Origin of the sequence: Microbacterium sp. Leaf288, assembly GCF_001422925.1 — a bacterium.
In the GTDB taxonomy this organism is placed as follows: Bacteria; Actinomycetota; Actinomycetes; order Actinomycetales; family Microbacteriaceae; genus Microbacterium.
On sequence record NZ_LMNI01000012.1, the window covers coordinates 187,304 to 211,560 of the forward strand.

Annotated in this window: 24 protein-coding genes; 5 read left to right on the forward strand and 19 right to left on the reverse strand. The window is 70.3% G+C overall.

The genetic code is table 11. The features are described 5' to 3' along the window. The first annotated feature begins 4 nt into the window (after positions 1-4). Positions 5-457, forward strand: a complete 453-nt coding sequence (locus ASF40_RS14455; protein WP_056370278.1) for a DUF4282 domain-containing protein — start codon at positions 5-7, stop codon at positions 455-457. An 80-nt stretch (positions 458-537) separates the two neighbouring features. Then, positions 538-1,266, forward strand: coding sequence for a GNAT family N-acetyltransferase (locus ASF40_RS14460; protein WP_056370279.1), 729 nt, complete (start codon positions 538-540; stop codon positions 1,264-1,266). Positions 1,267-1,270: 4 nt separating this feature from the next. Here ASF40_RS14460 and ASF40_RS14465 read toward each other — a convergent pair whose 3' ends face one another. The 13 genes from ASF40_RS14465 to prmC all read right to left on the reverse strand — a co-directional run bounded on the left by ASF40_RS14465 (position 1,271) and on the right by prmC (position 12,496). Then, the gene (locus tag ASF40_RS14465) at positions 1,271-2,020 is read right to left on the reverse strand and encodes a YaaA family protein (RefSeq protein WP_056370281.1); all 750 of its coding nucleotides are present in this window, start codon (positions 2,018-2,020) and stop codon (positions 1,271-1,273) included. Positions 2,021-2,111: 91 nt separating this feature from the next. Beyond that, complete coding sequence (locus ASF40_RS14470; RefSeq protein ID WP_045297537.1) at positions 2,112-2,372, reverse strand: F0F1 ATP synthase subunit epsilon; 261 nt, start codon at positions 2,370-2,372, stop codon at positions 2,112-2,114. A gap of 1 nt (position 2,373) precedes the next feature. Beyond that, positions 2,374-3,822, reverse strand: a complete 1,449-nt coding sequence (gene atpD, locus ASF40_RS14475) for a F0F1 ATP synthase subunit beta (RefSeq protein WP_056370284.1) — start codon at positions 3,820-3,822, stop codon at positions 2,374-2,376. 39 nt (positions 3,823-3,861) lie between these two features. After that, positions 3,862-4,758 carry a F0F1 ATP synthase subunit gamma gene (locus tag ASF40_RS14480; RefSeq protein WP_056370285.1) on the reverse strand — a complete coding sequence of 299 codons (897 nt, stop codon included), beginning with the start codon at positions 4,756-4,758 and terminating at the stop codon, positions 3,862-3,864. 21 nt (positions 4,759-4,779) lie between these two features. Beyond that, positions 4,780-6,417: a F0F1 ATP synthase subunit alpha gene (gene atpA / locus ASF40_RS14485; protein ID WP_056370287.1), complete on the reverse strand. Its 1,638-nt coding sequence runs from the start codon at positions 6,415-6,417 to the stop codon at positions 4,780-4,782. A gap of 60 nt (positions 6,418-6,477) precedes the next feature. Next, a complete protein-coding gene (locus ASF40_RS14490; protein WP_056370290.1) occupies positions 6,478-7,269 on the reverse strand; it encodes a F0F1 ATP synthase subunit delta in 792 nt (263 codons plus the stop codon). Further along, the gene (locus tag ASF40_RS14495) at positions 7,269-7,829 is read right to left on the reverse strand and encodes a F0F1 ATP synthase subunit B (RefSeq protein ID WP_056370292.1); all 561 of its coding nucleotides are present in this window, start codon (positions 7,827-7,829) and stop codon (positions 7,269-7,271) included. Before ASF40_RS14495 ends, ASF40_RS14490 begins: the two co-directional genes overlap by 1 nt. 28 nt (positions 7,830-7,857) lie before the next feature. After that, the gene (atpE, locus tag ASF40_RS14500) at positions 7,858-8,094 is read right to left on the reverse strand and encodes an ATP synthase F0 subunit C (protein WP_045297529.1); all 237 of its coding nucleotides are present in this window, start codon (positions 8,092-8,094) and stop codon (positions 7,858-7,860) included. 47 nt (positions 8,095-8,141) lie between these two features. Next, positions 8,142-8,933 (reverse strand): F0F1 ATP synthase subunit A, encoded by a 792-nt coding sequence (atpB, locus tag ASF40_RS14505; RefSeq protein WP_235560275.1) that lies wholly within the window; start codon positions 8,931-8,933, stop codon positions 8,142-8,144. A 168-nt stretch (positions 8,934-9,101) separates the two neighbouring features. Then, positions 9,102-9,605 (reverse strand): hypothetical protein, encoded by a 504-nt coding sequence (locus ASF40_RS14510; protein ID WP_056370293.1) that lies wholly within the window; start codon positions 9,603-9,605, stop codon positions 9,102-9,104. Continuing rightward, positions 9,602-10,813: an MraY family glycosyltransferase gene (locus tag ASF40_RS14515; RefSeq protein WP_056370296.1), complete on the reverse strand. Its 1,212-nt coding sequence runs from the start codon at positions 10,811-10,813 to the stop codon at positions 9,602-9,604. The genes ASF40_RS14510 and ASF40_RS14515 overlap by 4 nt, the downstream gene beginning before the upstream one ends. Beyond that, positions 10,810-11,559, reverse strand: coding sequence for an L-threonylcarbamoyladenylate synthase (locus tag ASF40_RS14520; RefSeq protein WP_056370298.1), 750 nt, complete (start codon positions 11,557-11,559; stop codon positions 10,810-10,812). The genes ASF40_RS14515 and ASF40_RS14520 overlap by 4 nt, the downstream gene beginning before the upstream one ends. Before the next feature lie 58 nt (positions 11,560-11,617). Continuing rightward, entirely contained in the window at positions 11,618-12,496 is an 879-nt protein-coding gene (gene prmC / locus ASF40_RS14525) for a peptide chain release factor N(5)-glutamine methyltransferase (protein ID WP_056370300.1), read from the reverse strand. A 148-nt stretch (positions 12,497-12,644) separates the two neighbouring features. Between prmC and cysK (ASF40_RS14530) the strand changes: the two genes are divergently transcribed. The 3 genes from cysK (ASF40_RS14530) (at position 12,645) to epsC (ending at position 15,211) form a co-directional block, all read left to right on the forward strand. Then, positions 12,645-13,583, forward strand: a complete 939-nt coding sequence (gene cysK, locus ASF40_RS14530) for a cysteine synthase A (protein WP_045297522.1) — start codon at positions 12,645-12,647, stop codon at positions 13,581-13,583. 93 nt (positions 13,584-13,676) lie between these two features. Next, positions 13,677-14,630 (forward strand): cysteine synthase A, encoded by a 954-nt coding sequence (cysK, locus tag ASF40_RS14535; RefSeq protein ID WP_056370301.1) that lies wholly within the window; start codon positions 13,677-13,679, stop codon positions 14,628-14,630. Further along, the gene (gene epsC / locus ASF40_RS14540) at positions 14,627-15,211 is read left to right on the forward strand and encodes a serine O-acetyltransferase EpsC (protein WP_056370304.1); all 585 of its coding nucleotides are present in this window, start codon (positions 14,627-14,629) and stop codon (positions 15,209-15,211) included. The genes cysK (ASF40_RS14535) and epsC overlap by 4 nt, the downstream gene beginning before the upstream one ends. Positions 15,212-15,318: 107 nt before the next feature. On the opposite strand, the gene ASF40_RS14545 is transcribed toward epsC, so the two are convergent. The 6 genes from ASF40_RS14545 to thrC form a co-directional block, all read right to left on the reverse strand. After that, on the reverse strand, positions 15,319-18,108 hold the full coding sequence (locus ASF40_RS14545; RefSeq protein ID WP_056370309.1) for a helix-turn-helix transcriptional regulator: 2,790 nt from the start codon (positions 18,106-18,108) through the stop codon (positions 15,319-15,321). Between the two features lie 73 nt (positions 18,109-18,181). Beyond that, positions 18,182-18,580 carry a phage holin family protein gene (locus ASF40_RS14550; protein WP_056370316.1) on the reverse strand — a complete coding sequence of 133 codons (399 nt, stop codon included), beginning with the start codon at positions 18,578-18,580 and terminating at the stop codon, positions 18,182-18,184. 128 nt (positions 18,581-18,708) lie between these two features. Continuing rightward, the gene (prfA, locus tag ASF40_RS14555; protein WP_056370322.1) at positions 18,709-19,788 is read right to left on the reverse strand and encodes a peptide chain release factor 1; all 1,080 of its coding nucleotides are present in this window, start codon (positions 19,786-19,788) and stop codon (positions 18,709-18,711) included. A 3-nt stretch (positions 19,789-19,791) separates the two neighbouring features. Further along, entirely contained in the window at positions 19,792-22,011 is a 2,220-nt protein-coding gene (rho, locus tag ASF40_RS14560) for a transcription termination factor Rho (RefSeq protein ID WP_056370323.1), read from the reverse strand. 203 nt (positions 22,012-22,214) lie between these two features. Further along, the gene (thrB, locus tag ASF40_RS14565) at positions 22,215-23,162 is read right to left on the reverse strand and encodes a homoserine kinase (protein WP_056370326.1); all 948 of its coding nucleotides are present in this window, start codon (positions 23,160-23,162) and stop codon (positions 22,215-22,217) included. Then, entirely contained in the window at positions 23,159-24,247 is a 1,089-nt protein-coding gene (gene thrC, locus ASF40_RS14570) for a threonine synthase (protein WP_056370328.1), read from the reverse strand. Before thrC ends, thrB begins: the two co-directional genes overlap by 4 nt. Between the last annotated feature and the right edge of the window lie 10 nt (positions 24,248-24,257).

A 24,257-nucleotide genomic window follows, 5' to 3' on the forward strand; every position in this document is an offset into this window, starting at 1 on the left:
TGCCATGACCGACCAGACTCCGTCCGCCTCGACTCCTCCGCCGCTGCCCCCGCAGTCCGCAGCCGACGCCGCGCGCGCGGCCGATCCTGACGACACCGGTGTCCCGACGGTCCGCGGTGAGGTCAACGAGGTCGGCCGAGGGTTCTTCTCGGCGCTGTTCGACCTGTCGTTCCGCACCTTCATCACGCGGCGACTGGCGAGCGTGTTCTACTTCGTCGGCCTGATCGCGATCGCCATCGGCTTCATCGTGTACTTCGTCGGCGGCATCATGAGTGCGATCTCGGTGATGTGGCTGAACGTCGGCGCCGGCATCACCGGGCTCGTCGCGACCATCATCGTGGTGCCGGTGGTGACGTTCCTCGCGATCATCCTGCTCAGGTTCATCATCGAGGCGGTCGTCGCCCTCATCGCGATCGCCGAGAACACCGAGCGCACCGCCGAGCACACGAAGCGCTGACCCGGCGGCGTCATCGCACGTGTTGCGTGCGGTGACGCCGGGCATTTGCGGCGACGGGACGGCAGGCGCAGAGTGGGCGGGTGCCCGATGCCTCCCTCGCCCCCGTCCTCGATGCCCCGCACGCCGATGCCACCGTGCTCGACAACGCCCCGTGGCACGCGCTCACCGGTCCGCACGCCTCGTTCGCGATCGGCGACGACCTCGTGCGCCGCTATCCGGAAGACGTGGCGCCGTTCGTCGCGGTGCGCTCGTGGGACGAGCCGGCGGTGTGGCAGGCGCTCGTCGACCTCGTGGGCCCCGGTGCCGAGATCGGGCTGTCGGGGTACGAGGGCGAAGTGCCGGCGGGATGGGAGGTCGTCGGCCAGGGCGAGGGGGTGCAGCTCGTCGAGACCGACGCGCTGCGACCGCAGCCCTATCCCGAAGCGATCGTGCTGGGCGCCGACGACGTTCCCGAGATGCTCGCGATCGTCGAGCGAAACCAGCCCGGCCCGTTCCGGCCGCGCACCTACGAGCTCGGACGGTACATCGGCATCCGCCGCGACGGCCGGCTGGTCGCAATGGCGGGCGAGCGCCTGCACCCCGAGGGCTGGACCGAGATCAGCGCCGTCGCCGTCGACGCCGACCACCGCCGTCAGGGGCTCGCGTCGCGACTCGTGCTCGACGTCGCCTTCCACATCCAGGAGCGCGGCGACCGCGCACTGCTGCACGCGGCGGCGTCGAACGTCGGGGCGATCGCCGCGTACGAGCGTCTCGGCTTCGCGGTGCGCCGCCGCAATCGCTTCTCGGCGGTGCGCACGCCGACCGCGTAGCAACTCAGGCGAAGAGCTCGAGTTCGCCGGCGTCGGTCTCGCGGACGCGCAGGCCCGCAGCATCCGCCCATGTCAGGAAGGCCGCGGCAGACCCGATTCGCGGGCGATCCTCTGCCAGCCGGCGCACGAGCGCGCCCTTCGCGTGCTTGTTGAAGTGGTTGAGGGCGCGCACGGCGCCGTCGGCGCCCTCGCTCACGACCCGCACGTACCGCGAAGCGACGCCGGCCGGTACGGGGCCGAGCCCGACGTAGGCCTCGGAGCGGAGATCGAGCACGAACCGCGGCGCGAGCGCAGCGAGAGCGGCGGTCACATCGGCGCTCCACAGTCGCCGCAGCGGCGGCACGCCCGGAAGAGACGTGGCGGCGCCGAGACGGTACGCCGGGATCGGATCCAGCGCGCCCACCGGCCCGAACGGCGCCGAGTGCACGAGGACATGGGCTCCCAGCCAGCGACGTCCGGCGGTGGAGACGGATGCCGCATCCAGCGCGTCGAAGAGGACACCGGTGTAGCGGTCGATCGCCGCCATGGTCGGTGCTTCGCGCAGCACGGCGTTCACGGCGACCTCGCCGCGCTGCTGGGGGCCGAGCTTGAGGACGCGTGCGGCGTGCTCCTCATCGGCCGAGAGGGCGACCAGGGCCGTCACGACGGCGTCACGCTGCGGTGCGAGCTCCGGCAGCGCGAGTCCTGCGGCATCCAGCGGCGCGCGTCTGCCGCCGGTCCGCTTCGTCTCGGACGGGGGCAGCAGGATCAGCATGGCTCTCCGTGGCGGGGCTCGGGGCGACGTCGCCGGATGAAACGACTCGGCCGATCCCCGAGGGGACCGGCCGAGTGCGAATGATGGTCGATCAGGAGATCAGTGCGGCGTTTCCGGCCACGATCGTGAGATCGTCGCCCTCCATCGACAGGAACCCGTCCTGCGCGTTGGCGATGATCTTCGTGCCGGACGTCTCGGTGATGCGCACCTGACCCTCGGCGAGGATCGCGAGCACCGGCTCGTGGCCGGTCATGAAGCCGATCTCGCCCTCGACGGTCTTGGCGACGACGAGCGACGCCTCCCCCGACCAGACCTCCGCGTCCGCGGAGACGAGGCTCACCTTGAGCGGCATGTCAGCCGTTCTCCTTCTGGATGCGCGCCCACTGCTCTTCGACGTCGGAGATGCCGCCGACGTTGAAGAACGCCTGCTCGGCGACGTGGTCGAAGTCGCCCTTGACGATGGCGTCGAACGACTCGATGGTCTCCTTGATCGGAACCGTCGAGCCCTCGACACCGGTGAACTTCTTCGCCATGTAGGTGTTCTGCGAGAGGAACTGCTGGATGCGGCGCGCGCGGGAGACGACGATCTTGTCCTCTTCCGAGAGCTCGTCGACACCGAGGATCGCGATGATCTCCTGCAGCTCCTTGTTCTTCTGGAGGATCTGCTTGACGGCCGTGGCCACGCGGTAGTGGTCCTCGCCGATGTAGCGCGGGTCGAGGATGCGGCTCGTCGACGTCAGCGGGTCGATGGCGGGGTACAGACCCTTCGACGCGATCTCGCGCGAAAGCTCGGTGGTCGCGTCGAGGTGCGCGAACGTCGTGGCCGGCGCCGGGTCGGTGTAGTCGTCGGCGGGGACGTAGATCGCCTGGAGCGACGTGATCGAGTGACCGCGCGTCGAGGTGATGCGCTCCTGGAGGACGCCCATCTCGTCGGCGAGGTTCGGCTGGTAGCCCACCGCGGACGGCATGCGGCCGAGCAGCGTCGAGACCTCGGAACCGGCCTGCGTGAAGCGGAAGATGTTGTCGATGAACAGCAGCACGTCCTGCTTCTGCACGTCGCGGAAGTACTCCGCCATCGTCAGGGCCGACAGGGCCACGCGCAGACGCGTCCCCGGCGGCTCGTCCATCTGGCCGAAGACGAGCGCGGTCTTGTCGAAGACGCCCGCCTCCTCCATCTCGCCGATGAGGTCGTTGCCCTCACGGGTGCGCTCGCCGACACCGGCGAACACCGACACACCGCCGTGGTCCTGCGCGACGCGCTGGATCATCTCCTGGATGAGGACGGTCTTGCCGACGCCGGCACCGCCGAACAGGCCGATCTTTCCACCCTGCACGTACGGGGTGAGCAGGTCGATGCTCTTGATGCCGGTCTCGAACATCTCGGTCTTGGACTCGAGCTGGTCGAACGACGGCGCCTTGCGGTGGATGCCCCAGCGCTCGGTGATCTCGATCGTCTCGCCCGGCTCGCCGTTCAGGATGTCGCCGGTGACGTTGAACACCTTGCCCTTGGTGACGTCGCCGACGGGGACCGTGATGGGGCCGCCGGTGTCGCGCACCTCCTGGCCGCGGACCATGCCGTCCGTCGGCTTGAGCGAGATGGCGCGGACGAGGTCGTCACCGAGGTGCTGAGCGACCTCGAGCGTGATCTCGGACGCGTCGTCGCCGATCACGATCGTCGTCTTCAGCGCGTTGTAGATGTCGGGGATCGAGTCGTGCGGGAACTCGATGTCGACGACGGGGCCGGTGACGCGGGCGACGCGCCCGACGACCGCCGTCTCGGTCTTGTCAGCGGTGAGGCTCATGGCTTCTTCTCTTTCGTGTGGTCTGTCTGCGCAGGAGCGTTACTTGCCCGAGGACAGGGCGTCGGCTCCGCCGACGATCTCGGCGATCTGCTGCGTGATCTCGGCCTGGCGCGCGTTGTTGCGCAGGCGCGTGTAGTCGGTGATGAGCTTGTCGGCGTTGTCGCTGGCGGACTTCATCGCCTTCTGCGTCGCGGCGTGCTTCGCGGCCGACGACTGCAGGAGTGCGTTGAAGACGCGGCTCTGGATGTACACCGGCAGGAGCGCGTCGAGCACGGTCTCGGCGTCCGGCTCGAACTCGTACAGCGGGTAGACCGCTGCCGAGGACGACTCCTCCGCCTCGACGACCTCGAGCGGGAGCAGTCGCACCGTCTCGGGCGACTGCGTCATCATGCTGACGAAGCGGTTGTAGACGAGGTGGATCTCGTCGACGCCGTTCTCTTCGCCGCCGCGGTCGTACGCGTCGAGCAGAGTCGCCGCGATCTCCTCCGCCGTGGTGAAGTGCGGGGTGTCGGTGTCACCCGTCCACTCGGCAGCGCTCTCCATGCGACGGAACTGGAAGTACCCGACGGCCTTGCGGCCGACAAGGTAGAACACCGGCTCCCGGCCCTCCTCGCGCAGCAGCTGCGCGAGCTCGAGGCCCTCTCGGAGGATCTGCGAGTTGAACGCGCCCGCGAGACCGCGGTCGGACGAGAAGATCACGACCGCGGAGCGGCGGATCGTCTCTCGTTCGACGGTCAGCGGGTGGTCGACGTTGGAGTGCGTCGCCACGGCGGAGACGGCACGCGTCACGGCCCGCGCGAAGGGCGACGACGCGCGCACACGCGCCATCGCCTTCTGGATGCGCGAAGCCGCGATGAGTTCCATCGCCTTCGTGATCTTCTTGGTCGTCTGAGCAGAAGAGATCTTCTGCTTGTAGACCCGGAGTTGTGCGCCCATGTCTGCTAGCCCAGGCCCGCCTTAGCGGCGGCCCTTGACGATCTTCTCCTGGTTCACGTCGTCGGCCTGCGCAGCCGCGACCTCTTCGTGGCCGGGCTTGGTGATCGACTGGCCCTTGCCGGCCTGGAACTCGAGGATGAACTCGTCGGTCTTCTTCGCCAGCTCGGCCGCGGTGTCGTCGTCGAGGACGTTCGTGTCGCGCAGGGTGTCGAGGATCGTGGTGTTGCGACGCAGGTAGTCGAGCAGCTCGCGCTCGAACGCCAGCACGTCCTCGACCTCGATCGAGTCGAGCTTGCCGTTGGTGCCGGCCCAGATCGAGACGACCTGCTCCTCCACCGGGTACGGCGAGTACTGCGGCTGCTTGAGCAGCTCGGTCAGACGCGCGCCGCGGGCGAGCTGGCGACGCGAAGCGGCATCCAGGTCGGAGGCGAACATCGCGAACGCCTCGAGCGAGCGGTACTGGGCGAGCTCGAGCTTGAGCGTGCCGGAGACCTTCTTGATCGACTTGACCTGGGCGTCGCCGCCGACTCGCGAGACCGAGATGCCGACGTCGACTGCGGGGCGCTGGTTGGCGTTGAACAGGTCGGACTGCAGGAAGATCTGGCCGTCGGTGATCGAGATCACGTTGGTCGGGATGTACGCCGAGACGTCGTTGGCCTTGGTCTCGATGATCGGAAGACCGGTCATGGAGCCTGCGCCGAGCTCGTCGGACAGCTTCGCGCAACGCTCGAGCAGACGCGAGTGCAGATAGAAGACGTCACCCGGGTAGGCCTCGCGGCCCGGCGGGCGGCGCAGGAGCAGCGACACGGCGCGGTAGGCCTCGGCCTGCTTCGACAGGTCGTCGAAGATGACCAGGACGTGCTTGCCCTCGTACATCCAGTGCTGGCCGATGGCCGAGCCGGTGTACGGCGCGAGGTACTTGAAGCCGGCGGGGTCGGAGGCGGGGGCCGCGACGATCGTCGTGTACTCCAGCGCGCCGGCGTCCTCGAGGGCACCCTTCACGGCCGCGATGGTGGAGCCCTTCTGGCCGATCGCGACGTAGATGCAGCGCACCTGCTTGTTGACGTCGCCCGACTCCCAGTTGGCCTTCTGGTTGATGATCGTGTCGATCGCGATGGCCGTCTTGCCGGTCTGGCGGTCGCCGATGATGAGCTGGCGCTGGCCGCGGCCGACCGGGATCATCGCGTCGATGGCCTTGATGCCGGTCTGCAGCGGCTCGTGCACCGACTTGCGCTGCATGACGCCCGGCGCCTGCAGCTCCAGGGCGCGGCGGCCGACGGTGGCGATCTCGCCCAGGCCGTCGATCGGGTTGCCGAGCGGGTCGACGACGCGACCGAGGTAGCCGTCGCCGACGGCCACCGAGAGCACCTCGCCGGTGCGGGTGACCTGCTGGCCGGCCTCGACGCCGGAGAAGTCGCCGAGGACGACGACACCGATCTCGTGCTCGTCGAGGTTGAGGGCGAGGCCCTGCGTGCCGTCGCCGAACGTCACGAGCTCGTTCGCCATGACGCCGGGCAGGCCCTCGACGTGGGCGATGCCGTCCGCGGCGTCGACGACGGTGCCGACCTCGGTGGCCGCAGCCCCGGTGGGCTCGTAAGCGGCGACGAAGTCCTTCAGCGCGTCACGGATGACATCAGGGCTGATAGTGAGATCTGCCATTGTTTTCCTTCGTTCAAGGGGCCTCGGCCCCGAAATCTCCGCGTGAGCGGGAAGTCTGTGTCAGCCGGCGAGCCGCTGACGGAGGTCGGCCAGGCGCGACGACACGCTCGCGTCGATCACGTCGTCCGCGATCTGCACGCGCACACCGCCGACGACGGTCGGGTCCACGATGGTGTTCAGCGAGACCGGCGTCCCGTAGCGCTTGGTGAGCGCGGCCGTGAGGCGCTCGCTCTGCGCGGCGCTGAGCGGGGCCGCCGCCACGACGGTCGCGACCGCGCGGTTGCGCTGGTCGGCGACGAGTCGCGTGGCGCGCGCCAGCAGCTGACGCACGCGACGCTCGCGGGGCTGGCGGACCAGGGAGGACGCGATCAGCGTCGCCCCCGCGCTCGCGCGGCCCGCAAGGAGCCTCTCGACGAGCGTGCCCTTCGCGGCGGAGTCACCGAGCCGGCTCCCCAGTGCGAGCTCGAGCTGGGGGTTGTCGGCGACCGCCCGCGAGAACGCGAACAGTTCGGCCTCGACGTCGGCGTTCGCGTCGGCGACAGCGGCAGCACGCACGGCGAGCTCCTCGATGCCGTCGACGAGATCGCCGGACGAGGACCACCGCTCGGCGACGGCGGCCGTCAGCAGCGACGCCGTCGTGGGCTTCACAGCCTTGCCGAACACGTCGGCGACGACCTTGCGGCGCGCCTCGCCCGACGCGGCGGAGTCGGCGAGCGCGCCGCTCAGCTGCGACGAGTCGCCCACGGCGCGCGCCACGGCGAACAGCTCGCCGGCCACGTCGAGGTCGACGCCCGACGCGGCGCGCAGCGCCGCGGTCGTCGCCGCCAGGGCCTGAGTGGTCGCGCTGCCCATTACGCCTTGGCCCCTTCGGACTCTTCGAGCTCGGCGAGGAAGCGGTCGACGACGGCCTGGGCCTTCTTGTCGTCGGACAGCGTCTCACCGATCACGCCGCCGGCGAGGTCGAGAGCGAGCGTGCCCACCTCGCTGCGCAGCGAAACGAGTGCCGTCTGGCGCTCAGCCTCGATCTGCGCGTGCGCGGTCGTGGTCAGGCGCGCGGCCTCCGCCGAAGCGGTCTCCTTGGCCTCGGCGACGATCTTCTTGCCGTCCTCGCGGGCGGCGTCGCGGATCTCACCGGCCTCCTTGCGGGCATCGGCGAGCTGCGCCGTGTACTCCTCGAGGGCGGCCTCGGCCTTGCGCTGGGCCTCGTCGGCCTTCGCGATGTTGCCCTCGATGGCAGCGGAGCGCTCGTCGAGCAGCTTCTTCATCCGAGGAAGGGCGACCTTCCAGAAGATGACCAGGATGACGATGAAGCACACCGACGACCAGATGATGTCGTACCACGCGGGAATCAGAGGGTTGTGCGCCGCTTCGGCGCCCTCTTCCGCGGCGTACGTGACAAGAGCGTTCAGCATCCTGTCTCCTTAGACGAGAGTGTGGCGATCAGAAGCCGAAGATGAAGCCGGTCGCGATGCCGATGAAGGCGAGCGCCTCGGTGAAGGCGATACCGATCCACATGAGGACCTGCAGGCGGCCGGCCAGCTCGGGCTGACGGGCGACGCCCTCGATCGTCTTGCCGACGACGATGCCCACGCCGATGGCCGGGCCGATGGCGGCGAGGCCGTAACCGACGGTGGCGATGGAGCCGGTGACCTCTGCGAGAACCGTAGTTGCGTCCACGGGGGTGTTTCCTTTCAGTTGTGGGCGGCGTGCGAGCCGTCCCGCTTTCAGTGCTCTTCGGCGACCGCGAGCTGGATGTAGACCGCGGTGAGAAGGGCGAAGACGTAGGCCTGGAGGACGGCCACCAGGATTTCGAACAGGGTGAAGACGAAGCCGAACGCGAGGCTGCCGGCGCCGAGGATGGACCACCAGCCGCCCATGTCGAAGATGAAGAACTGCGTGGCCGCGAAGAACAGCACCAGCAGCAGGTGGCCGACCATCATGTTCATGAGGAGTCGGAGGGTCAGCGTCACCGGCCGGATGATGAACGTCGAGATCAGCTCGATCGGCGTGACGATGATGTAGATCGGCCACGGCACGCCCGACGGGAAGAGCGAGTTCTTGAAGAAGTTCTTCGGGCTCTTCTTGATGCCGGCGTAGATGAACGTGACGTAGCTCACGACCGCCAGCGTCAGCGGCACCGCGATGATGCTCGTGCCGGCGATGTTCAGGAACGGGATGATGCCCGTGATGTTCATGAACAGGATCATGAAGAAGAGCGTCGTGAGGATCGGCAGGAAGCGCTGGGCGTCCTTCTTGCCGAGCAGGTCTTCGCCGATGTTGACGCGGACGAAGTCCAGTCCCATCTCGACGAGGCTCTGGAAGCGCCCCGGTACGACACGCATGCGGCGCGTACCGAGCCAGAAGATCACGACGACGGCGATCGTGGCGAGGAACTGGATGAGGTGGATCCGAGTGATCGGAACACCGGCCAGATTGAAGAGGACCTCAGGGAAGAACTCATCGATCGAGGGCCCGTGGAAGACGGGCGGTTCATCCGTGGCAAAGGGGGCGATCAGGGTCGCAGCATGAATAGACAGCGCTGGCTCCAGCTTCGGGGCACCGGTCGAGAACCGTTGCGACGATGGTCGATGAGCGTCACTCCGCAAGTACTCGCCAAGCGAGTGGGGCGGGCGCTCGTTCAGCCTATCAAACTTGTGAGGTCGCTGAATCCGCGGGGCGGCGGATCAGGATCCGGAGGACCCGTCGTCGCGCCTGTCCCCCGCGTCGGGGTCGGTCGGAAGCTCCACATCGCTCACGTGGGGCACCCGCATGCGCACCATCACGACGACGTCCACGGCCAGTGAGGCGAGAACGCTCACGACCGCTGCGACGAAGAACACCCTCGGCTCGATCCAGGGCTGATCGCGAAGGACGAGCAGGATGACGATGAACACGACGAACTTGAGGATCCACCCGCCCATCACGATGCCGAAGAAGATCGGCACGTAGAGCGGGTCGCCGAACCAGCGGTTCGCGATGAGGATGCTCGCCCCGGTGATGCCGAGGAAGACCGCGGCGACCAGGACGCCGGCGAGGGCGCTCCAGAGGCCCGTCGTGCCCGCGACGAGGAAGCCGACGATCGCGCCGATGACGGCGAGGATCGCGGTGACCGAGCCCGACCACACCAGGACGGTGCGCAGGATCGGGGTGCTGGAGATCGGGGTGCGGGGGTTCGGGCTGGTGCTCATCGGGCGTCCTCCTGTGCGGGCGCGGGATCGGGCTGCGGTTCGGGTTCGGGTCGGGGATCGACGGCGGTCGCCGCGGGTGCGGGGCGCCGGCGCGAGGGAAGAAGGGTGACGACGAGGCATGCGGCGATGCCGACGATGCCGTAGAAGACGCCGAAGAGGTAGTCCCCCGGCCACTGGAGGGTCGTGCCGATGTACATCAGCAGCACCGACAGGCTCACGAGCGCCGTCCACGCGTAGAAGATGAGCACGGCGTCGCGATCCGTGTGGCCCATGTCGAGCATGCGGTGGTGCAGGTGCTTGCGGTCGGGCGAGAACGGCGACTTGCCGCGGCTCATGCGCCGCACGACGGCGAGGCCGAAGTCGAGCAGCGGCAGCAGGACGACGACGACCGGCAAGAGGATCGGGATGAACGCACCGAGGAGCTGCGAGCGGCCGAACGCGTCGTTGTCGGCGATCATCGCCGGGTCGAAGTTGCCGGTGATCGAGATCGCCGAGCACGCCATCAGAAGGCCCAGCATGAGCGCGCCGGCATCTCCCATGAACAGGCGCGCGGGACTCCAGTTCAGCGGGAGGAAGCCGATGCAGGCGCCGATGAGCACTGCGGCGATGAGCGAGGACAGCGTGAAGTACGTGCTCGAGCCGATGTCGCGGAACACCATGTAGGAGTACGCGAAGAAGACGCCGTTCGCGATCAGGCACACGCCGGCGACGAGACCGTCGAGACCGTCGATGAAGTTCACCGCGTTCATGACGACGACGATCGAGAAGACGGTGAGGGTGAAACTCGCCCAGCTCGAGAAGATCGTCATGCCGCCGAGCGGCAGCGTGTAGATCTGGAGCTGTCCGAACCACGCGATCACGCCGGCGGCGAGGAACTGCGCGCCGAGCTTGATCATCCAGTCGAGGTCCCACAGGTCGTCGAGCACGCCGACGACGACGATGAGCGCGGTCGCGCCGAGCAGGGCATACATCTGCTGGGGCTGCGCCCAGACGATGGAGAAATAGGGATGCTGCGACGACACCGCGAACGCCGCCAGCACGCCGAGGAACATCGCGATGCCGCCGAGGCGCGGTGTGGGGGTCTTGTGGACGTCGCGTTCGCGGATGCCCGGATACAGCTTGTACTTGAGGCTGAGTCGCCACACCGCCCACGACAGGACGAAGGTGACGGCCGCCGTGAGGAGGATCGTGAAGACGTACTGCTTCACGAGCGGTCGGGTTCCGGCGCCTCGGGCGCCGCAGCCTCTTCGGCCGGAGCATCCGCGGCGTCGGCGTCGGGCTCGGCACCCGGGTCGGGCTCGAGGAGGTCGCCGAGCACGTCGCGCAGCTGCTCGCGGCTGACCGCGCCCTCACGCAGCACGCGCACCTGGGGCTCGTCGCCGACGACGAGGCTGGTCGCGTCGATGATCGTCGACGGGATGCCGGTCTTGGACGGTCCGTCGCCGAGGTAGACGGCGACGCTGTCCTTCAGCATCCCTTCCGCGTCCTCGGCGGTGATGCCGGCCGCCATGCCGGTGAGGTTGGCGCTCGAGACGGCGAGCGGACCGGTCTCTTCGAGGAGCTCGAGGGCGATGCGGTGCGCCGGCATGCGCACGGCGACGGTGCCGCGGGTCTCGCCGAGATCCCATGACAGCGACGGCTGCGACGGCAGCACGATGGTCAGGCCACCCGGCCAGTACGCCTCCACGAGGCGTTCGACCGGCTCGGGGACCTCGGCCACGAGCGCGCGCAGCGTCGTGAGTCCTGCGACGAGAACGGGCGGCGGGGACTGGCGTCCGCGCCCCTTGGCCGCCAGCAGGCGGGCGACGGCGGCGTGGTCGAAGGCGTCGGCGGCGACGCCGTAGACGGTGTCGGTGGGGATGACGACGAGCTCGCCGCGGCCGATGGCCTGGCGCGCCTGGCGCATGCCGGTGAGCAGCTGCGCCTCGTCACGGCAGTCGTAGATGGGGGACATGTCAGAGGAAGTCTAGTTGCGCGGCCCCGGACGAACGCTCCGAGACCGGGACGGGCGATCAGGGATGCAGGGCGGTGGTCGCGCGGTCGCGCATCGTGAGGTCGGGGTGGGTCGCGGCGGCACGCCAGCCGTCGGCCTCGAGGATCCCGCGGATCGCCTCGCCCTGCCACTCGCCGTGCTCGATCACGATCAGACCGCCCGGGTGCGCGAGCCGCAGGCCCACCCCGCTCAGCGCGCGGACGACGTCGAGGCCGTCCTCTCCCCCGTACAGCGCCGCGGGCGGGTCGAAGAAGCGGACTTCCGGATCGCGCGGGATCGCAGCATCCGGAACATACGGAGGATTGGATGCCACCACCGAGACCGTGCCGTCGAGCTCACCGAAGGCGTGGGCGAGGTCGATGAAGGCGAGCGTCGCGTTGTCGGCGCCGACGTGCGCGAAGTTCTCCTTCGTCCACACGAAGGCGTCGACCGAGTTCTCCGCGGCGTAGACGCGTGCGTGCGGCACCTCGGTCGCCATGGCGAGGGCGATCGCGCCGCTGCCGGTGCCGAGATCCACCGCGATGGGAGACGCGGATGCTGCGGCCCGCAGCGCGTCGATCGCCAGCTGCGCGACGACCTCGGTCTCTGGGCGCGGCACGAACACGCCGGGGCCGACCCGCAGCTCCAGGTGGCGGAAGGGTGCCGTCCCGATGATGTGCTGCAGCGGCTCGCGGGTGGCGCGGCGGGCGACCAGCTCGTCGAGGCGGGAGGCGTCGGCGGCGGCCAGGCGATCGCCGCGGATCGCGGCCGCCTGCACTCCCCCGCGCCCGGAGCCGAGCACGAAGGCGGCGAGCAGTTCGGTGTCGACGGACGGATCGGTGACGCCGACCTCGGCCAGACGCGCGGCGGCGCGGCGGAGGGCATCGGAGAGCAGGGGGGATTCGTCGGGAGAAGCCATGACCGCATCCACTTTAGGGCCGGCTCCGTGCGAGGCGCGCAGGAGGGTACCGCGTGCGCGCCACCCTTTCGTCACAGAAGGACTCATGGAAAACACCGCCCCCTAGGCTGGTGCTCGATTCAGCCGAGAACCCGCGAAAGGTCCCGACATGACCGGCATCCATCCCGACATCACTTCCGCATTCGGCAACACGCCGCTGGTACGCCTGAACCGCGTCACCAACGGTGCCGGCGCAAACGTCCTGGCGAAGCTCGAGTTCTACAACCCCGCCTCGAGCGTGAAGGACCGCCTGGGAATCGCGATCGTCGATGCCGCGGAGGCCTCGGGCGAGTTGAAGCCGGGCGGCACGATCGTCGAGGCGACCAGCGGCAACACCGGCATCGCGCTGGCGATGGTCGGTGCGGCGCGCGGGTACCGCGTGGTCCTCGCGATGCCCTCGTCGATGTCGATCGAGCGCCGCCTCCTGCTGAAGGCCTACGGCGCCGAGCTCGAGCTCACCGACCCCGCCGGCGGCATGAAGGGTGCGATCGCGAAGGCCGAGGAGCTCGTCGCCGCCATTCCCGGTGCGATCCTCGCCCGCCAGTTCGAGAACCAGGCGAACGTGGAGATCCACCGCAAGACCACCGCGGAGGAGATCATCCGCGACACCGATGGCCAGATCGACTACTTCGTCGCCGGCATCGGCACGGGCGGCACGATCACCGGCGTCGGCCAGGTGCTCAAGGAGCGCGTGCCCGGCGCCAAGGTCGTCGCCGTCGAGCCGGCCGACTCGCCGCTGCTCACGAAGGGCACGCCCGGCCCGCACAAGATCCAGGGCATCGGCCCCAACTTCGTCCCGGCGATCCTCGATCAGGGCGTCATCGACGAGGTCATCGACGTCGAGTTCCCCGACGCGATCTCGACGGCACGCGCCGTCGGCGCGCAGGACGGCATCCTGGTCGGCATCTCGTCTGGTGCGGCGATCTGGGCGGCGCTCCAGGTGGCTGCACGCCCCGAGGCCGCCGGCAAGAACATCGTCGTCATCGTCCCCTCGTTCGGCGAGCGGTACCTGTCGACCGCGCTCTACGAGGATCTGCGCGAAGATTGAGTCGTCACGACGGCGCGCCGGCCGCCCCGACCCCGTTCGGGCGCCGGCGCGCCGTCGCCGTCTTCGCGCACCGCTGATCCGAGGGAGTTCCACGTGCCCGGCATCCATTCCGACATCACCACCGCCTTCGGCGAGACGCCGCTCGTGCGGCTCAACGCGCTCACGCAGGGCCTCGAGGCGGAGGTGCTCGCGAAGCTCGAGTTCTACAACCCGGGCTCCTCGGTCAAGGACCGCCTCGGCTACGCGCTCGTCGAGGCCGCCGAGGCCGCAGGCGAGCTGCTCCCGGGCGGCACGATCGTCGAATCCACGAGCGGCAACACCGGTATCTCGCTCGCGCTGATCGGCGCCGCGCGCGGCTACCGCGTCATCCTGACGATGCCCGCCTCGATGTCGAAGGAGCGCCGCACCCTCTTGAAGGCGTTCGGCGCCGAGCTCGTGCTCACCGACCCCTACAAGGGCATGACCGAGGCCGTCGACGCGGCCCGGCGCATCGTCGCCGAGACCCCCGGGGCCATCCTCGCGCGCCAGTTCGAGCACGAGGCGAATGCGGCGATCCACCGCAAGACCACCGCCGAGGAGATCTGGCGCGACACCGAGGGCCGCGTGGACTGGTTCGTCGCGGGTTCGGGCACGGGCGGCACGATCACCGGCGTGGGTCAGGTGCTCAAGGAGCGGAACCCTCACGTCAGGATCGTCCTCGTCGAGCCGAAGGACTCCCCCGTTCTGACGGAGGGCCGCGCCGGCGGGCACCGGATCCAGGGGATCGGACCGAACTTCGTCCCCGAGGTGCTCGACCGCTCGGTCGTCGACGAGATCTTCGACGTCGAGTTCGTTGACGCGATCACGGTCGCGCGCGAGCTCGCCACCCGCGAGGGCATCCTCGCCGGGATGTCGGCCGGCGCCGCCGTGTGGGCGGCGCTCCAGATCGCCGCGCGCCCCGAGGCCGCCGGGCAGCGCATCGTCGTGATCGTGCCCGACTCCGGCGAGCGATACCTGTCGACCGCTCTGTACGAGCACCTGCGCGAGCCGGAGGCCCAGACCAAATGACCGACGAACGCATCGGATTCTTCGCCCGGGCCCGCGAGGACGTCGCCGCGGCGAAGCTGCGCGACCCCGCGGCGCGCGGCGGCCTCGAGATCGCCGTGCTGTACCCCGGCCTGCACGCGATCTGGGCGCACCGCGTGTGGCACGCCCTGTGGACGCGGGACTTCCGCTTCGTCGCGCGCGCCGGGTCGCAGATCACCCGGTGGCTCACCGGCATCGAGATCCACCCCGGTGCCACGATCGGCCGTCGCTTCTTCATCGACCACGGCATGGGCGTCGTGGTCGGAGAGACCGCCGAGGTCGGCGACGACGTGATGCTCTACCACGGCGTCACGCTCGGCGGCCGCCAGCGCGAGGGCGGCAAGCGCCACCCCACGATCGAGGACGGCGTCGCCGTCGGCGCCGGTGCCAAGATCCTCGGCCCGATCACGATCGGCGCCGGATCCGTCGTCGGCGCGAACGCGGTCGTCACCAAGTACGCGCCCGCCGACAGCGTGCTGGTCGGCGTGCCCGCGAAGCCGCGCGCCCGCCGCGTCGGCGACGACACCCGTGCCCTGCTGACGACGCCCGAGTACCACATCTGACGCCGGGTCGAGGTCGCGCAGGGAACGAGCCGTGTCGGAGCCCGACCACGCCGGATGACGGATGCCGCGGCCCGCGGCTTCTCGTAGAGCACCGGGTCCGGCCGGGTCTACGCGGCGCTGCGACGGTAGATCGCGGCCGCTGCCGTGCGGGAGGACGCATCGAGCTTGCGCAGGATCGCCGACACGTGCACCGAGACCGTCTTGACGCTGATGTAGAGCCGTTCCGCGATCTGCCCGTTGCTGAGCCCTTCGGCGACCAGCTCGAGCACCTGCTCCTCGCGGGCGGTCAGCAGTGAGCGCGGCGCGTCGCCCGTGAGTCCGGCATCCGTCAGCAGCGCGTTCGCGCGCGCGGCGAGGCCGTCCGCACCGAGTTCCCCGGCGTACGACGCCGCCCCCGTGAGCGCCTCGCGCGCGCCGGCGCGGTCGCCCTCCGCCAGCAGCGCCTCGCCGTGCCGCACGCGCGCGTACGCGCGGATGTAGGCGGGTCCGATCGCGTCGATCGCGGCGGTCCACGGTCCTTCGCCCAGCTCGGCGGCGAAGACCGCCGCCCATAGCGGAGTCACCGGCCAGGCGTCGAATCCGGCGAGCACGGCTCGGTAGGGCTCGATGTCGGCATCCTCACCGGCTTCGCGGAGCATCGCGACCGCCCTGGCCGCGATCGCGGTCAGCGGCAGCGCGAGCACGCCGCCGGCGGGCGTCTCCCAGGCCAGGCGCGCGTGCGAGAGCGCTCCGTGCGCGTCTCCGCGCGCGAGCGCCAGTTCGCCGAGGTCGTACGCCATGCCGAAGCGGGTCTGGAACTCGTACGCGCCGAACATGTCGAGCTCCAGACGGGCCGCGTCCAGGGCCGCCTCGGCGCCGTCGATACGCCCGCGCCAGATCGCCAGGCACACCAGCCGCTCGCGCAGGAAGGCGGAGTAGAGGCCCGGTTCGACCATCGGGAGCAGACCGCCGAGCTCCTCGGCCTCCCGCAGCCGGCCCGCGTAGATGTGCGCCTCGATCATGTTGGCCTCGATCATCACGAGCGGGCCGAGGTCGGCCACGTGGGTGCGGCCGTACTCCTGCCCCTCCCGCGCCAGGGCGACGGCGTCCTCGTAGCGGCCGATCAGCATGAGGGTGTTCGAGTAGTTGATGTAGAACCGCATCATCGCGCGGACGAACCCGTCCGCGTGCGTACGCGCCTCCTCGAAGAGGCTCACGCCGTCCGGGTCGCCGACGCTGGCGCGACACGTCGCGGCGATGAGCAGCGCCTGCGCGAGGATCTCCCGCGCGGCGGGGTCTCCCGCGGCAGCCGCTGCCTCGGCGGTCGCCCGCGTCTGCGCGGCGACCTCCGCGCCGAGTGCCTGGCGCCCGTTGAGCATGTGCACGCGCGCGGAGCTGAGCAGGAGGCCCGCGCGCTGCACGTCGTGCTGCGGGTCGTCGCCCAGGATCGACAGCGCCTGCTCGATGCTCTCGACCCCGTCCGACACCCCCGCCTGGAACTCGATCGTCGCCAGGTCGCCGAGCATCGTGGCGCGCCCGACGACGTCGTCCTCGGGCCAGAGGGCGACTGCTTCCTGCGCGAACGCGAGGGCTCGGTCGTTCCGGTTCGCCGACACGAGGGCGGCAGAGGTGCGTCGCAGCACCTCGGCGCGCGGCATCCCGCAGATCCCCTCGGGGTCGGGGACCGAATCCCAGAGCTCGAGCACCCGCTCCCCCGCCTCGGCCGCCGTCGACCACGCCGATGCGACGCTCGCGGCGCGCTGCGCCGCCACCCCCGCGGCCAGCGCGCGGTCGGGCACGCGCGCCGCGCGCCAGTGGTGGGCGATGTCCGCGAGGACCCGGGCCGTGGGCGCCGAGTTCTCGAGTGCCACGGCGTAGGCGGTGTGCAGACGCGTCCGTTCGGTCGGCAGGAGCTCCGCGTAGACCGCCTCCTGCATGAGCGCGTGGCGGAACGCGTACGCCTCGTCGCGGATCACGACGACCTGCGCGTCGACGGCGCTGCGCACGGCATCCTCGAGGGCAGCCTCGTCCCCGTCGAAGACGTCGCGGAGGACGGCGTGCTCCACCTCGACCCCGCCGGTCGCCAGCACGCGTGCGAAGCGGCGGGCCTCAGCATCCAATCGCTCGTATCTCAGGAGGAGCACGTCCCGCAGCGATACCGGGAGCCTCGCGCCGGTGAAGCTCGCGAGCTCCTCGACGTAGAACGGGATGCCGTCGCTGCGGGCGGCGATGTCGTTCAGCACGCCGGCCGCGAGCGTGTCGCCGTGCACCGCATTGGCGAGTGCGCCGACCTCGGCAGGGCTGAGGCGAGCGAGGGGCCGGTGCGTCAGCAGGCGCGCGCGGTCGAGCTCGGCGAGCACCGGACGCAGCGGATGGGCCCGCCCGACGTCGTCGGTGCGGTACGACAGCAGCACGAAGAGCGGCAGCGCGGCCGCGCGGCGGACCAGCCGCGCCGCGATGTCGCAGGTCGTGCTGTCGGCCCAGTGGAGGTCCTCGATGATGACGACCAGCCGGTGCGTGCGCGCCAGCTGCGAGAACAGCTCGACGACGACGTCGGCCAGACGCTCGGCGTCGCCGGCGCTGTCGGCGAGCGCCGGGACGAGCACGCCGAGCGCGTCCGCGCCGGGACCGGCGGCCTCGCGCACCGCCTCCACGCCCAGCGCGTCGACGAGGTCGCGCAGGAGGTCGGTGATCGCGGTCAGCGGTGCGGGGCCCGAGCCGGAGTCGACGCAGGCGCCCCGGACGACGACCACGTCGGTGAGGCTGTCGGTGAAGTCCCGGAGCAGGCGGGTCTTGCCCATCCCGGCGTCACCCGACACGACGACGGCACGGCCCTCCGCACCCACGGCGTCGACCTCGTCGCGCAACGCGTCGAGGTCCGCCTGGCGGCCGACGAGGGGCACCCGGCCGATCTGCATACCGCCTATCATTCCACCAGCCTCGTGGCTGAGGCGGCCCGGCGGGATCGGGAGGAATCCCTGTCTTCGGGCGTCAGCCGCGGCGGTCCTGCACCTTGTTCTTGATGAACAGCGGCGGCAGCAGCCACGTCGCGAGCGCGGTGACCAGCCATACGATGAGCGTTCCGATGATCCAGGCGACCGGGCCGTCGATGCCGATGCCCGCCGCGGGGATGAGCACCGCGATGAGCAGGGCCACGAACGTCGAGAGCAGTCCGATGCCCCCGATCAGCGCGTTGGCGTGCCGCCGCGTGATCTTGAACAGCCAGGGCGCGAGCACGCTCTGCAGCACGGCGAAGATCACGACGGCGAGGAGGATCCCCCACCAGTCGTTCCAGTGCAGGGAGAAGCCCGGCAGGACGAGGTCCGCGACGATGAGGCCGAGCGCCGCCGACACCAGGAAGATGAGGGCGCGGATGAGCAGCGTGAGCACGCTCGAAGCCTACCGGCGCAGCATCCGGAGTCCGCCGACCGCCACGGATCCGGAGACCGGGGATCCGCGCCGAGACCGGGGGCTGCGCCCCAGGTCTGGGCGCGCACGCCCGGCCACAGCGCGGAGGGTCAGTCGTCGGAGCCGAGGGCCGCGAGACGGGCCTCCTCGTCGGCCGTGATGGCCGACTCGATGAGGGGCTCGAGCGCGCCGTCCATCACCTGGTCGAGGTTGTAGGCCTTGTAGCCGGTGCGGTGATCGGCGATGCGGTTCTCGGGGAAGTTGTACGTGCGGATGCGCTCGGACCGGTCCATGCCGCGGATCTGCGACTTGCGGGCGTCGGATGCCGCAGCCTCGAGCTCCTCCTGCTGCTTGGCGAGGAGGCGTGCCCGGAGCACGCGCATGCCCGCCTCACGGTTCTGCAGCTGCGACTTCTCGTTCTGCATCGACACCACGATCCCCGTAGGGAGGTGGGTGATGCGCACTGCGGAGTCGGTCGTGTTCACCGACTGGCCGCCCGGACCCGACGAGCGGAAGACGTCGATCTTCAGGTCGTTCGGGTCGATGTGGATCTCTTCGGGCTCGTCGACCTCGGGGAACACCAGCACACCGGTGGTCGACGTGTGGATGCGCCCCTGGGACTCGGTCGCCGGCACGCGCTGCACGCGGTGCACGCCGCCCTCGTACTTGAGGTGCGCCCACACGCCCTGCGCCGGGTCGGAGGAGGAGCCCTTGATCGCGATCTGGACGTCCTTGTAGCCGCCGAGGTCGGACTCGTTGCGCTCGAGGAGCTCGGTCTTCCAGCCCTTCGACGCCGCGTACTGCAGGTACATGCGCAGGAGGTCGGCCGCGAACAGCGCCGATTCGGCACCGCCCTCGCCCTGCTTGATCTCCATGATCACGTCGCGCGCGTCGTCGGGGTCGCGCGGGATCAGCAGGCGTCGCAGGCGCTCCTGCGCCTCGGCCAGCCCGGCCTCGAGGGCCGGCACCTCCTCCGCGAACGCGTCGTCCTCACGGGCGAGCTCGCGGGCGGCATCCAGATCATCGGATGCCGCCACCCAGTCCTCGTGGGCCTTCACGATGCGCGACAGCTCGGCGTAGCGCCGGTTCACCCGCTTGGCGCGCGCCGCATCGGCGTGCACCGCGGGGTCAGAGAGCTCCTCCTGGACCGCGCGGTGCTCGTCGATCAGTCCCTTGACGGACTCGAACACGGCTCAGCGGATGCTGTTGTCGTGATCGTGGCTGCGGCCGCCGCCGTGCCCGTTGGCGGGCGCCGGGATCGACTTCTGCATCTGCACCAGGAACTCGACGTTCGACTGCGTCTCCTTGAGCTTGCCGAGCACGACCTCGAGGGCCTGCTGGGGCTCGAGGCCGGCCAGCGCGCGGCGGAGCTTCCAGGTGATCTTGACCTCGTCGGGCGAGAGCAGCATCTCTTCGCGGCGCGTGGACGATGCGTTGACGTCGACCGCCGGGAAGATGCGCTTGTCGGCGAGCTGGCGGTTCAGGCGCAGTTCGCTGTTGCCGGTGCCCTTGAACTCCTCGAAGATCACGTCGTCCATCTTGGAGCCGGTCTCGACGAGGGCCGTCGCGAGGATCGTGAGCGATCCGCCGTTCTCGATGTTGCGCGCGGCGCCGAAGAAGCGCTTGGGCGGGTACAGCGCCGACGCATCGACACCACCGGTGAGCACGCGGCCCGAGGTCGGCGCCGAGATGTTGTAGGCGCGGCCGAGGCGCGTGATCGAGTCGAGCAGCACGACGACGTCGCGGCCGAGCTCCACGAGGCGCTTGGCGCGCTCGATGGCGAGCTCGGCGACCGTGGTGTGGTCCTCGGCAGGGCGGTCGAAGGTCGAGGCGATGACCTCGCCCTTCACCGTGCGCTGCATGTCGGTGACCTCTTCGGGGCGCTCGTCGACGAGCACGACCATGAGGTGCACCTCGGGGTTGTTGATCGAGATCGCGTTGGCGATCTGCTGCAGCACGATCGTCTTGCCCGCCTTCGGGGGCGCGACGATGAGGCCGCGCTGGCCCTTGCCGATCGGCGCGACGAGGTCGATGATGCGCTGCGTCAGCTTCTCGGGCGCGGTCTCGAGGCGAAGACGCTCCTGCGGGTAGAGCGGCGTCAGCTTGCCGAACTCGACACGCGCGGCAGCGTCGTCCACCGACAGGCCGTTGATCGCGTCGACCTTGACCAGCGCGTTGTACTTCTGACGGCTGGACTGCTCACCCTCGCGCGGCTGCTTGATCGAGCCGACGACCGCGTCGCCCTTGCGCAGGTTGTACTTCTTCACCTGACCGAGCGAGACGTAGACGTCGCTCGGGCCGGGCAGGTAGCCGGAGGTGCGCACGAACGCGTAGTTGTCGAGCACGTCGAGGATGCCCGCGATCGGGATGAGGACGTCGTCCTCGCCGATCTCGGTCTCGAACTCATCGCCACCGGCGGCGGCCTGCGTGCCACGGCGCTTGTTGCGCTGGCGGCCTCGGCCGTTGCCCTGGGCCGACTGCTCGTCGTCCTGCGCGTCGGCCTTCGCCGGCTCCGCGACGGGCTGGGCGTTCTGGTTCTGACCGCCCTGCGCGTTCTGGCCCTGTGCGGCCTGGCCGCCCTGGCCGCCCTGGGCGTTCTGGTTCTGAGCGTTGCGGTTGCGGCTGCGGCTGCGGCTGCGGCTCCGGCCGCGCGACGGCGTCTCGGCGCCCTCGCCCTCAGCGGCCTGCTCGCGGCCCTCGGCGGGCGCTTCTGCATCGGCGGCGGACGCCTCGGCGGGGGCGGATGCCTCGTCTGCGGCCTGCTCGCCGGCCTCAGCCGGCGCGGCCTCAGCCGGCGCAGCCTCGGCGGGGGCGGATGCCGGCTCCTCGGCCGGTGCTTCCGCGGCGGGCTCGGCCGGCGCGACGTCGGTGCTCTTGGCACGGCGAGGAGCGCGCTTGCGCGGGGCCTTGGCGGGCGCAGCGGGCGCCTCGGCAGCCGCTTCGGCGGCCACGACCTCGGCGACGACCTCTTCGGCCACGACCTCGGCGACGACGGCCTCGGCGACCGCTTCTTCGGCGACCGCGTCCGCGACCGCAGCCTCGGCGACGGCCTCCTCGGCGACGGCGTCGGCGACGATCGCCTCGGCGACGGCCTCCTCTGCCGCTTCCTCGGCGGCCTCTGCGGCGGCGGTGTCACCGGACTCCTCGGCGACGATCGCCTCGGCGACCGCCTCCTCGGCGACCTCTTCGGCGGCGAGCGCCTCGACGACGGCCTCGTCGGCGACGGCGTCGGCCGCCTCGGCGACCTCGACGGCCGCTTCGGCGACGACCTCGGCCGCGACGGCCTCGATGACGGCTTCCTCAGCCACGGCCTCGGCCTGGGCTTCGATGCTGCCGGCGTCCTCGAAGGCCTCGGGCGCTTCCGCGCGCTCGTCGGCCGGAACGTCGGCGTGGATCTCGGAGATGGACTCCACGAGTTCTCCCTTGTGAAAAACGGAACGATTGTGCACGATCGCACGGCGCTGCCGGGTGGCGTCTGCCTGTCTCGATCAGTTGTCACGCCTGTCGAAACGCCCGCCGACGGGGTGAGGGACCGCGAGGGTGCTCAGCGGACGTCAGCAGGTCAGGATGCCGTGCGGTGGTTTCGCAGATTTGCGACGGAGGCCAGATTCACGTCTTACGTGGAACCCTCCGCGTACTCCCTCACTGTACCACCCTTGAAGTCGACGGCGAGCATGAGCGCCTCCCACGGGGTGTCGGTCGCGGTACCCGCGAGCGCCGCCGCCTCGAGGCGTCGTCCCGGGCCGTCGGCGAGCACGAGCACGCTCGGTCCCGCCCCCGACACGACCGCCGCGAAGCCTGCCGCGCGCAGCGCCCGCACAAGACCGTCGGTCTCGGGCATGGCGCTCGCGCGGTAGTTCTGGTGCAGCTTGTCCTCCGTCGCCGCCTGCAGCAGCTCGGGGCTCTGCGTGAGCGCCGCGATCAGGAGCGCAGAGCGCGAGACGTTGAAGACAGCGTCCTCTCGCGGCACATGCATCGGCTGAAGGCTGCGCGCGAGCTCGGTCGACATCGTGAAGGTCGGCACGAAGACGAGCGGCGACACACCGCGGTGCACGAGCAGCTTCTTGTGCTGCGGGCCGTCCTCGTCCACCCACGCGATGGTGAGGCCGCCGAACAGCGCCGGCGCGACGTTGTCGGGGTGGCCCTCGAGCTCGGTCGCGAGACGGAGCAGGGCATCGGGGCCGAGCTCGACGTCGCCCTCGAGCAGGCCCTTCGCGGCCAGCAGGCCGGACACGACCGCCGCGCCGGACGAGCCGAGGCCGCGTCCGTGCGGGATCACGTTCTTGGCGACCAGGCGGAGTCCCGGCATCCGTCGCCCGACCGATTCGTACGCGTACGCGATCGCCCGCACCACGAGGTGCGAGGCGTCGCGTGGCACGTCGTCCGCACCGGCTCCCTCGACCTCGATCTCGAGCTCGCCCTCGGGCAGCGCCGTGACGTCGAGCTCGTCGTACACGCTCAGCGCGAGGCCGAGGGTGTCGAACCCCGGCCCGAGGTTGGCACTCGTCGCCGGAACCCGCACCACCACGCGGCGGCCGGGGGCCGGAGCGACGGCTGCGTTCACGCGGTCGCCGCCGCGGGAGCGAGCTCGAGGACGGATGCCACCTCCGACGTCGTGGCGTCGACCACGGTGGGCTCGACCTCGGAGCCGTCGGCGTTGCGCAGTGCCCAGTGCGGGTCCTTGAGGCCGTGGCCGGTCACCGTGAGCACGACGCGCGCGCCCTGCGGCACGATGCCCGCCTCCACACGGTCGAGGAGACCGGCGACGCTGATCGCCGACGCGGGCTCGACGAAGATGCCCACCTCGCCCGCGAGGAGCTTCTGGGCCGCGAGGATGCGGTCGTCGTCGATCGCGCCGAAGTACCCGTCGGTCGCGGCGCGCGCCTCGAGGGCGAGCTCCCACGACGCGGGGTTGCCGATGCGGATGGCGCTGGCGACCGTCTCCGGGTTCTTCACGACCTCACCGGTGACGAGCGGCGCCGAGCCGGCGGCCTGAAAGCCGAACATGCGCGGCACGCGGGTCGAGACGCCGGCCTCGGCCTCTTCGCGGTAGCCGCGCGTGTAGGCGGTGTAGTTGCCCGCGTTGCCGACCGGGATGAAGTGGAAGTCGGGGGCGTCGCCCAGCTGCTCGACGACCTCGTACGCGGCGGTCTTCTGACCGTCGATGCGGTCGGGGTTGACCGAGTTGACCAGGTGCACCGGGTAGTTGTCGGCGAGTTCGCGCGCGATCTCGAGGCAGTCGTCGAAGTTGCCGCGGATCTGGATGAGACGGCCGTTGTGCGCCACGGCCTGGCTGAGCTTGCCCATCGCGATCTTGCCCTCGGGCACGAGCACCGCGGCGGTGATGCCGGCGTGGGCGGCGTATGCGGCCGCCGAGGCGGACGTGTTTCCGGTCGAGGCGCAGATGACGGCCTTCGCCCCGTGCTCGATCGCACGCGAGACGGCGACGGTCATGCCGCGGTCCTTGAACGAGCCCGTGGGGTTCATGCCCTCGAACTTCACCCACACGTCGGTGCCGGTGCGGCGCGACAGCGCGGGAGCGGGCAGGAGCGGCGTGCCACCCTCCCCGAGGGTGACGACGGTCGAGGCATCCGTGACGCCCAGACGATCTGCGTACTCGCGGAGGACTCCGCGCCAAACGTGTGCCATGTCAGTTCTC

Coding starts and splice junctions, on each gene's coding strand:
- ASF40_RS14455 (WP_056370278.1), top strand. CDS start 5: ATGACCGACCAGACTCCGTCCGCCTCGACTCCTCCGCCGCTGCCCCCG.
- ASF40_RS14465 (WP_056370281.1), bottom strand. CDS start 2,020: ATGCTGATCCTGCTGCCCCCGTCCGAGACGAAGCGGACCGGCGGCAGA.
- ASF40_RS14470 (WP_045297537.1), bottom strand. CDS start 2,372: ATGCCGCTCAAGGTGAGCCTCGTCTCCGCGGACGCGGAGGTCTGGTCG.
- atpD (WP_056370284.1), bottom strand. CDS start 3,822: ATGAGCCTCACCGCTGACAAGACCGAGACGGCGGTCGTCGGGCGCGTC.
- ASF40_RS14480 (WP_056370285.1), bottom strand. CDS start 4,758: ATGGGCGCACAACTCCGGGTCTACAAGCAGAAGATCTCTTCTGCTCAG.
- atpA (WP_056370287.1), bottom strand. CDS start 6,417: ATGGCAGATCTCACTATCAGCCCTGATGTCATCCGTGACGCGCTGAAG.
- ASF40_RS14490 (WP_056370290.1), bottom strand. CDS start 7,269: ATGGGCAGCGCGACCACTCAGGCCCTGGCGGCGACGACCGCGGCGCTG.
- ASF40_RS14495 (WP_056370292.1), bottom strand. CDS start 7,829: ATGCTGAACGCTCTTGTCACGTACGCCGCGGAAGAGGGCGCCGAAGCG.
- ASF40_RS14510 (WP_056370293.1), bottom strand. CDS start 9,605: ATGAGCACCAGCCCGAACCCCCGCACCCCGATCTCCAGCACCCCGATC.
- ASF40_RS14520 (WP_056370298.1), bottom strand. CDS start 11,559: ATGTCCCCCATCTACGACTGCCGTGACGAGGCGCAGCTGCTCACCGGC.
- prmC (WP_056370300.1), bottom strand. CDS start 12,496: ATGGCTTCTCCCGACGAATCCCCCCTGCTCTCCGATGCCCTCCGCCGC.
- cysK (WP_045297522.1), top strand. CDS start 12,645: ATGACCGGCATCCATCCCGACATCACTTCCGCATTCGGCAACACGCCG.
- epsC (WP_056370304.1), top strand. CDS start 14,627: ATGACCGACGAACGCATCGGATTCTTCGCCCGGGCCCGCGAGGACGTC.
- ASF40_RS14545 (WP_056370309.1), bottom strand. CDS start 18,108: ATGCAGATCGGCCGGGTGCCCCTCGTCGGCCGCCAGGCGGACCTCGAC.
- thrC (WP_056370328.1), bottom strand. CDS start 24,247: ATGGCACACGTTTGGCGCGGAGTCCTCCGCGAGTACGCAGATCGTCTG.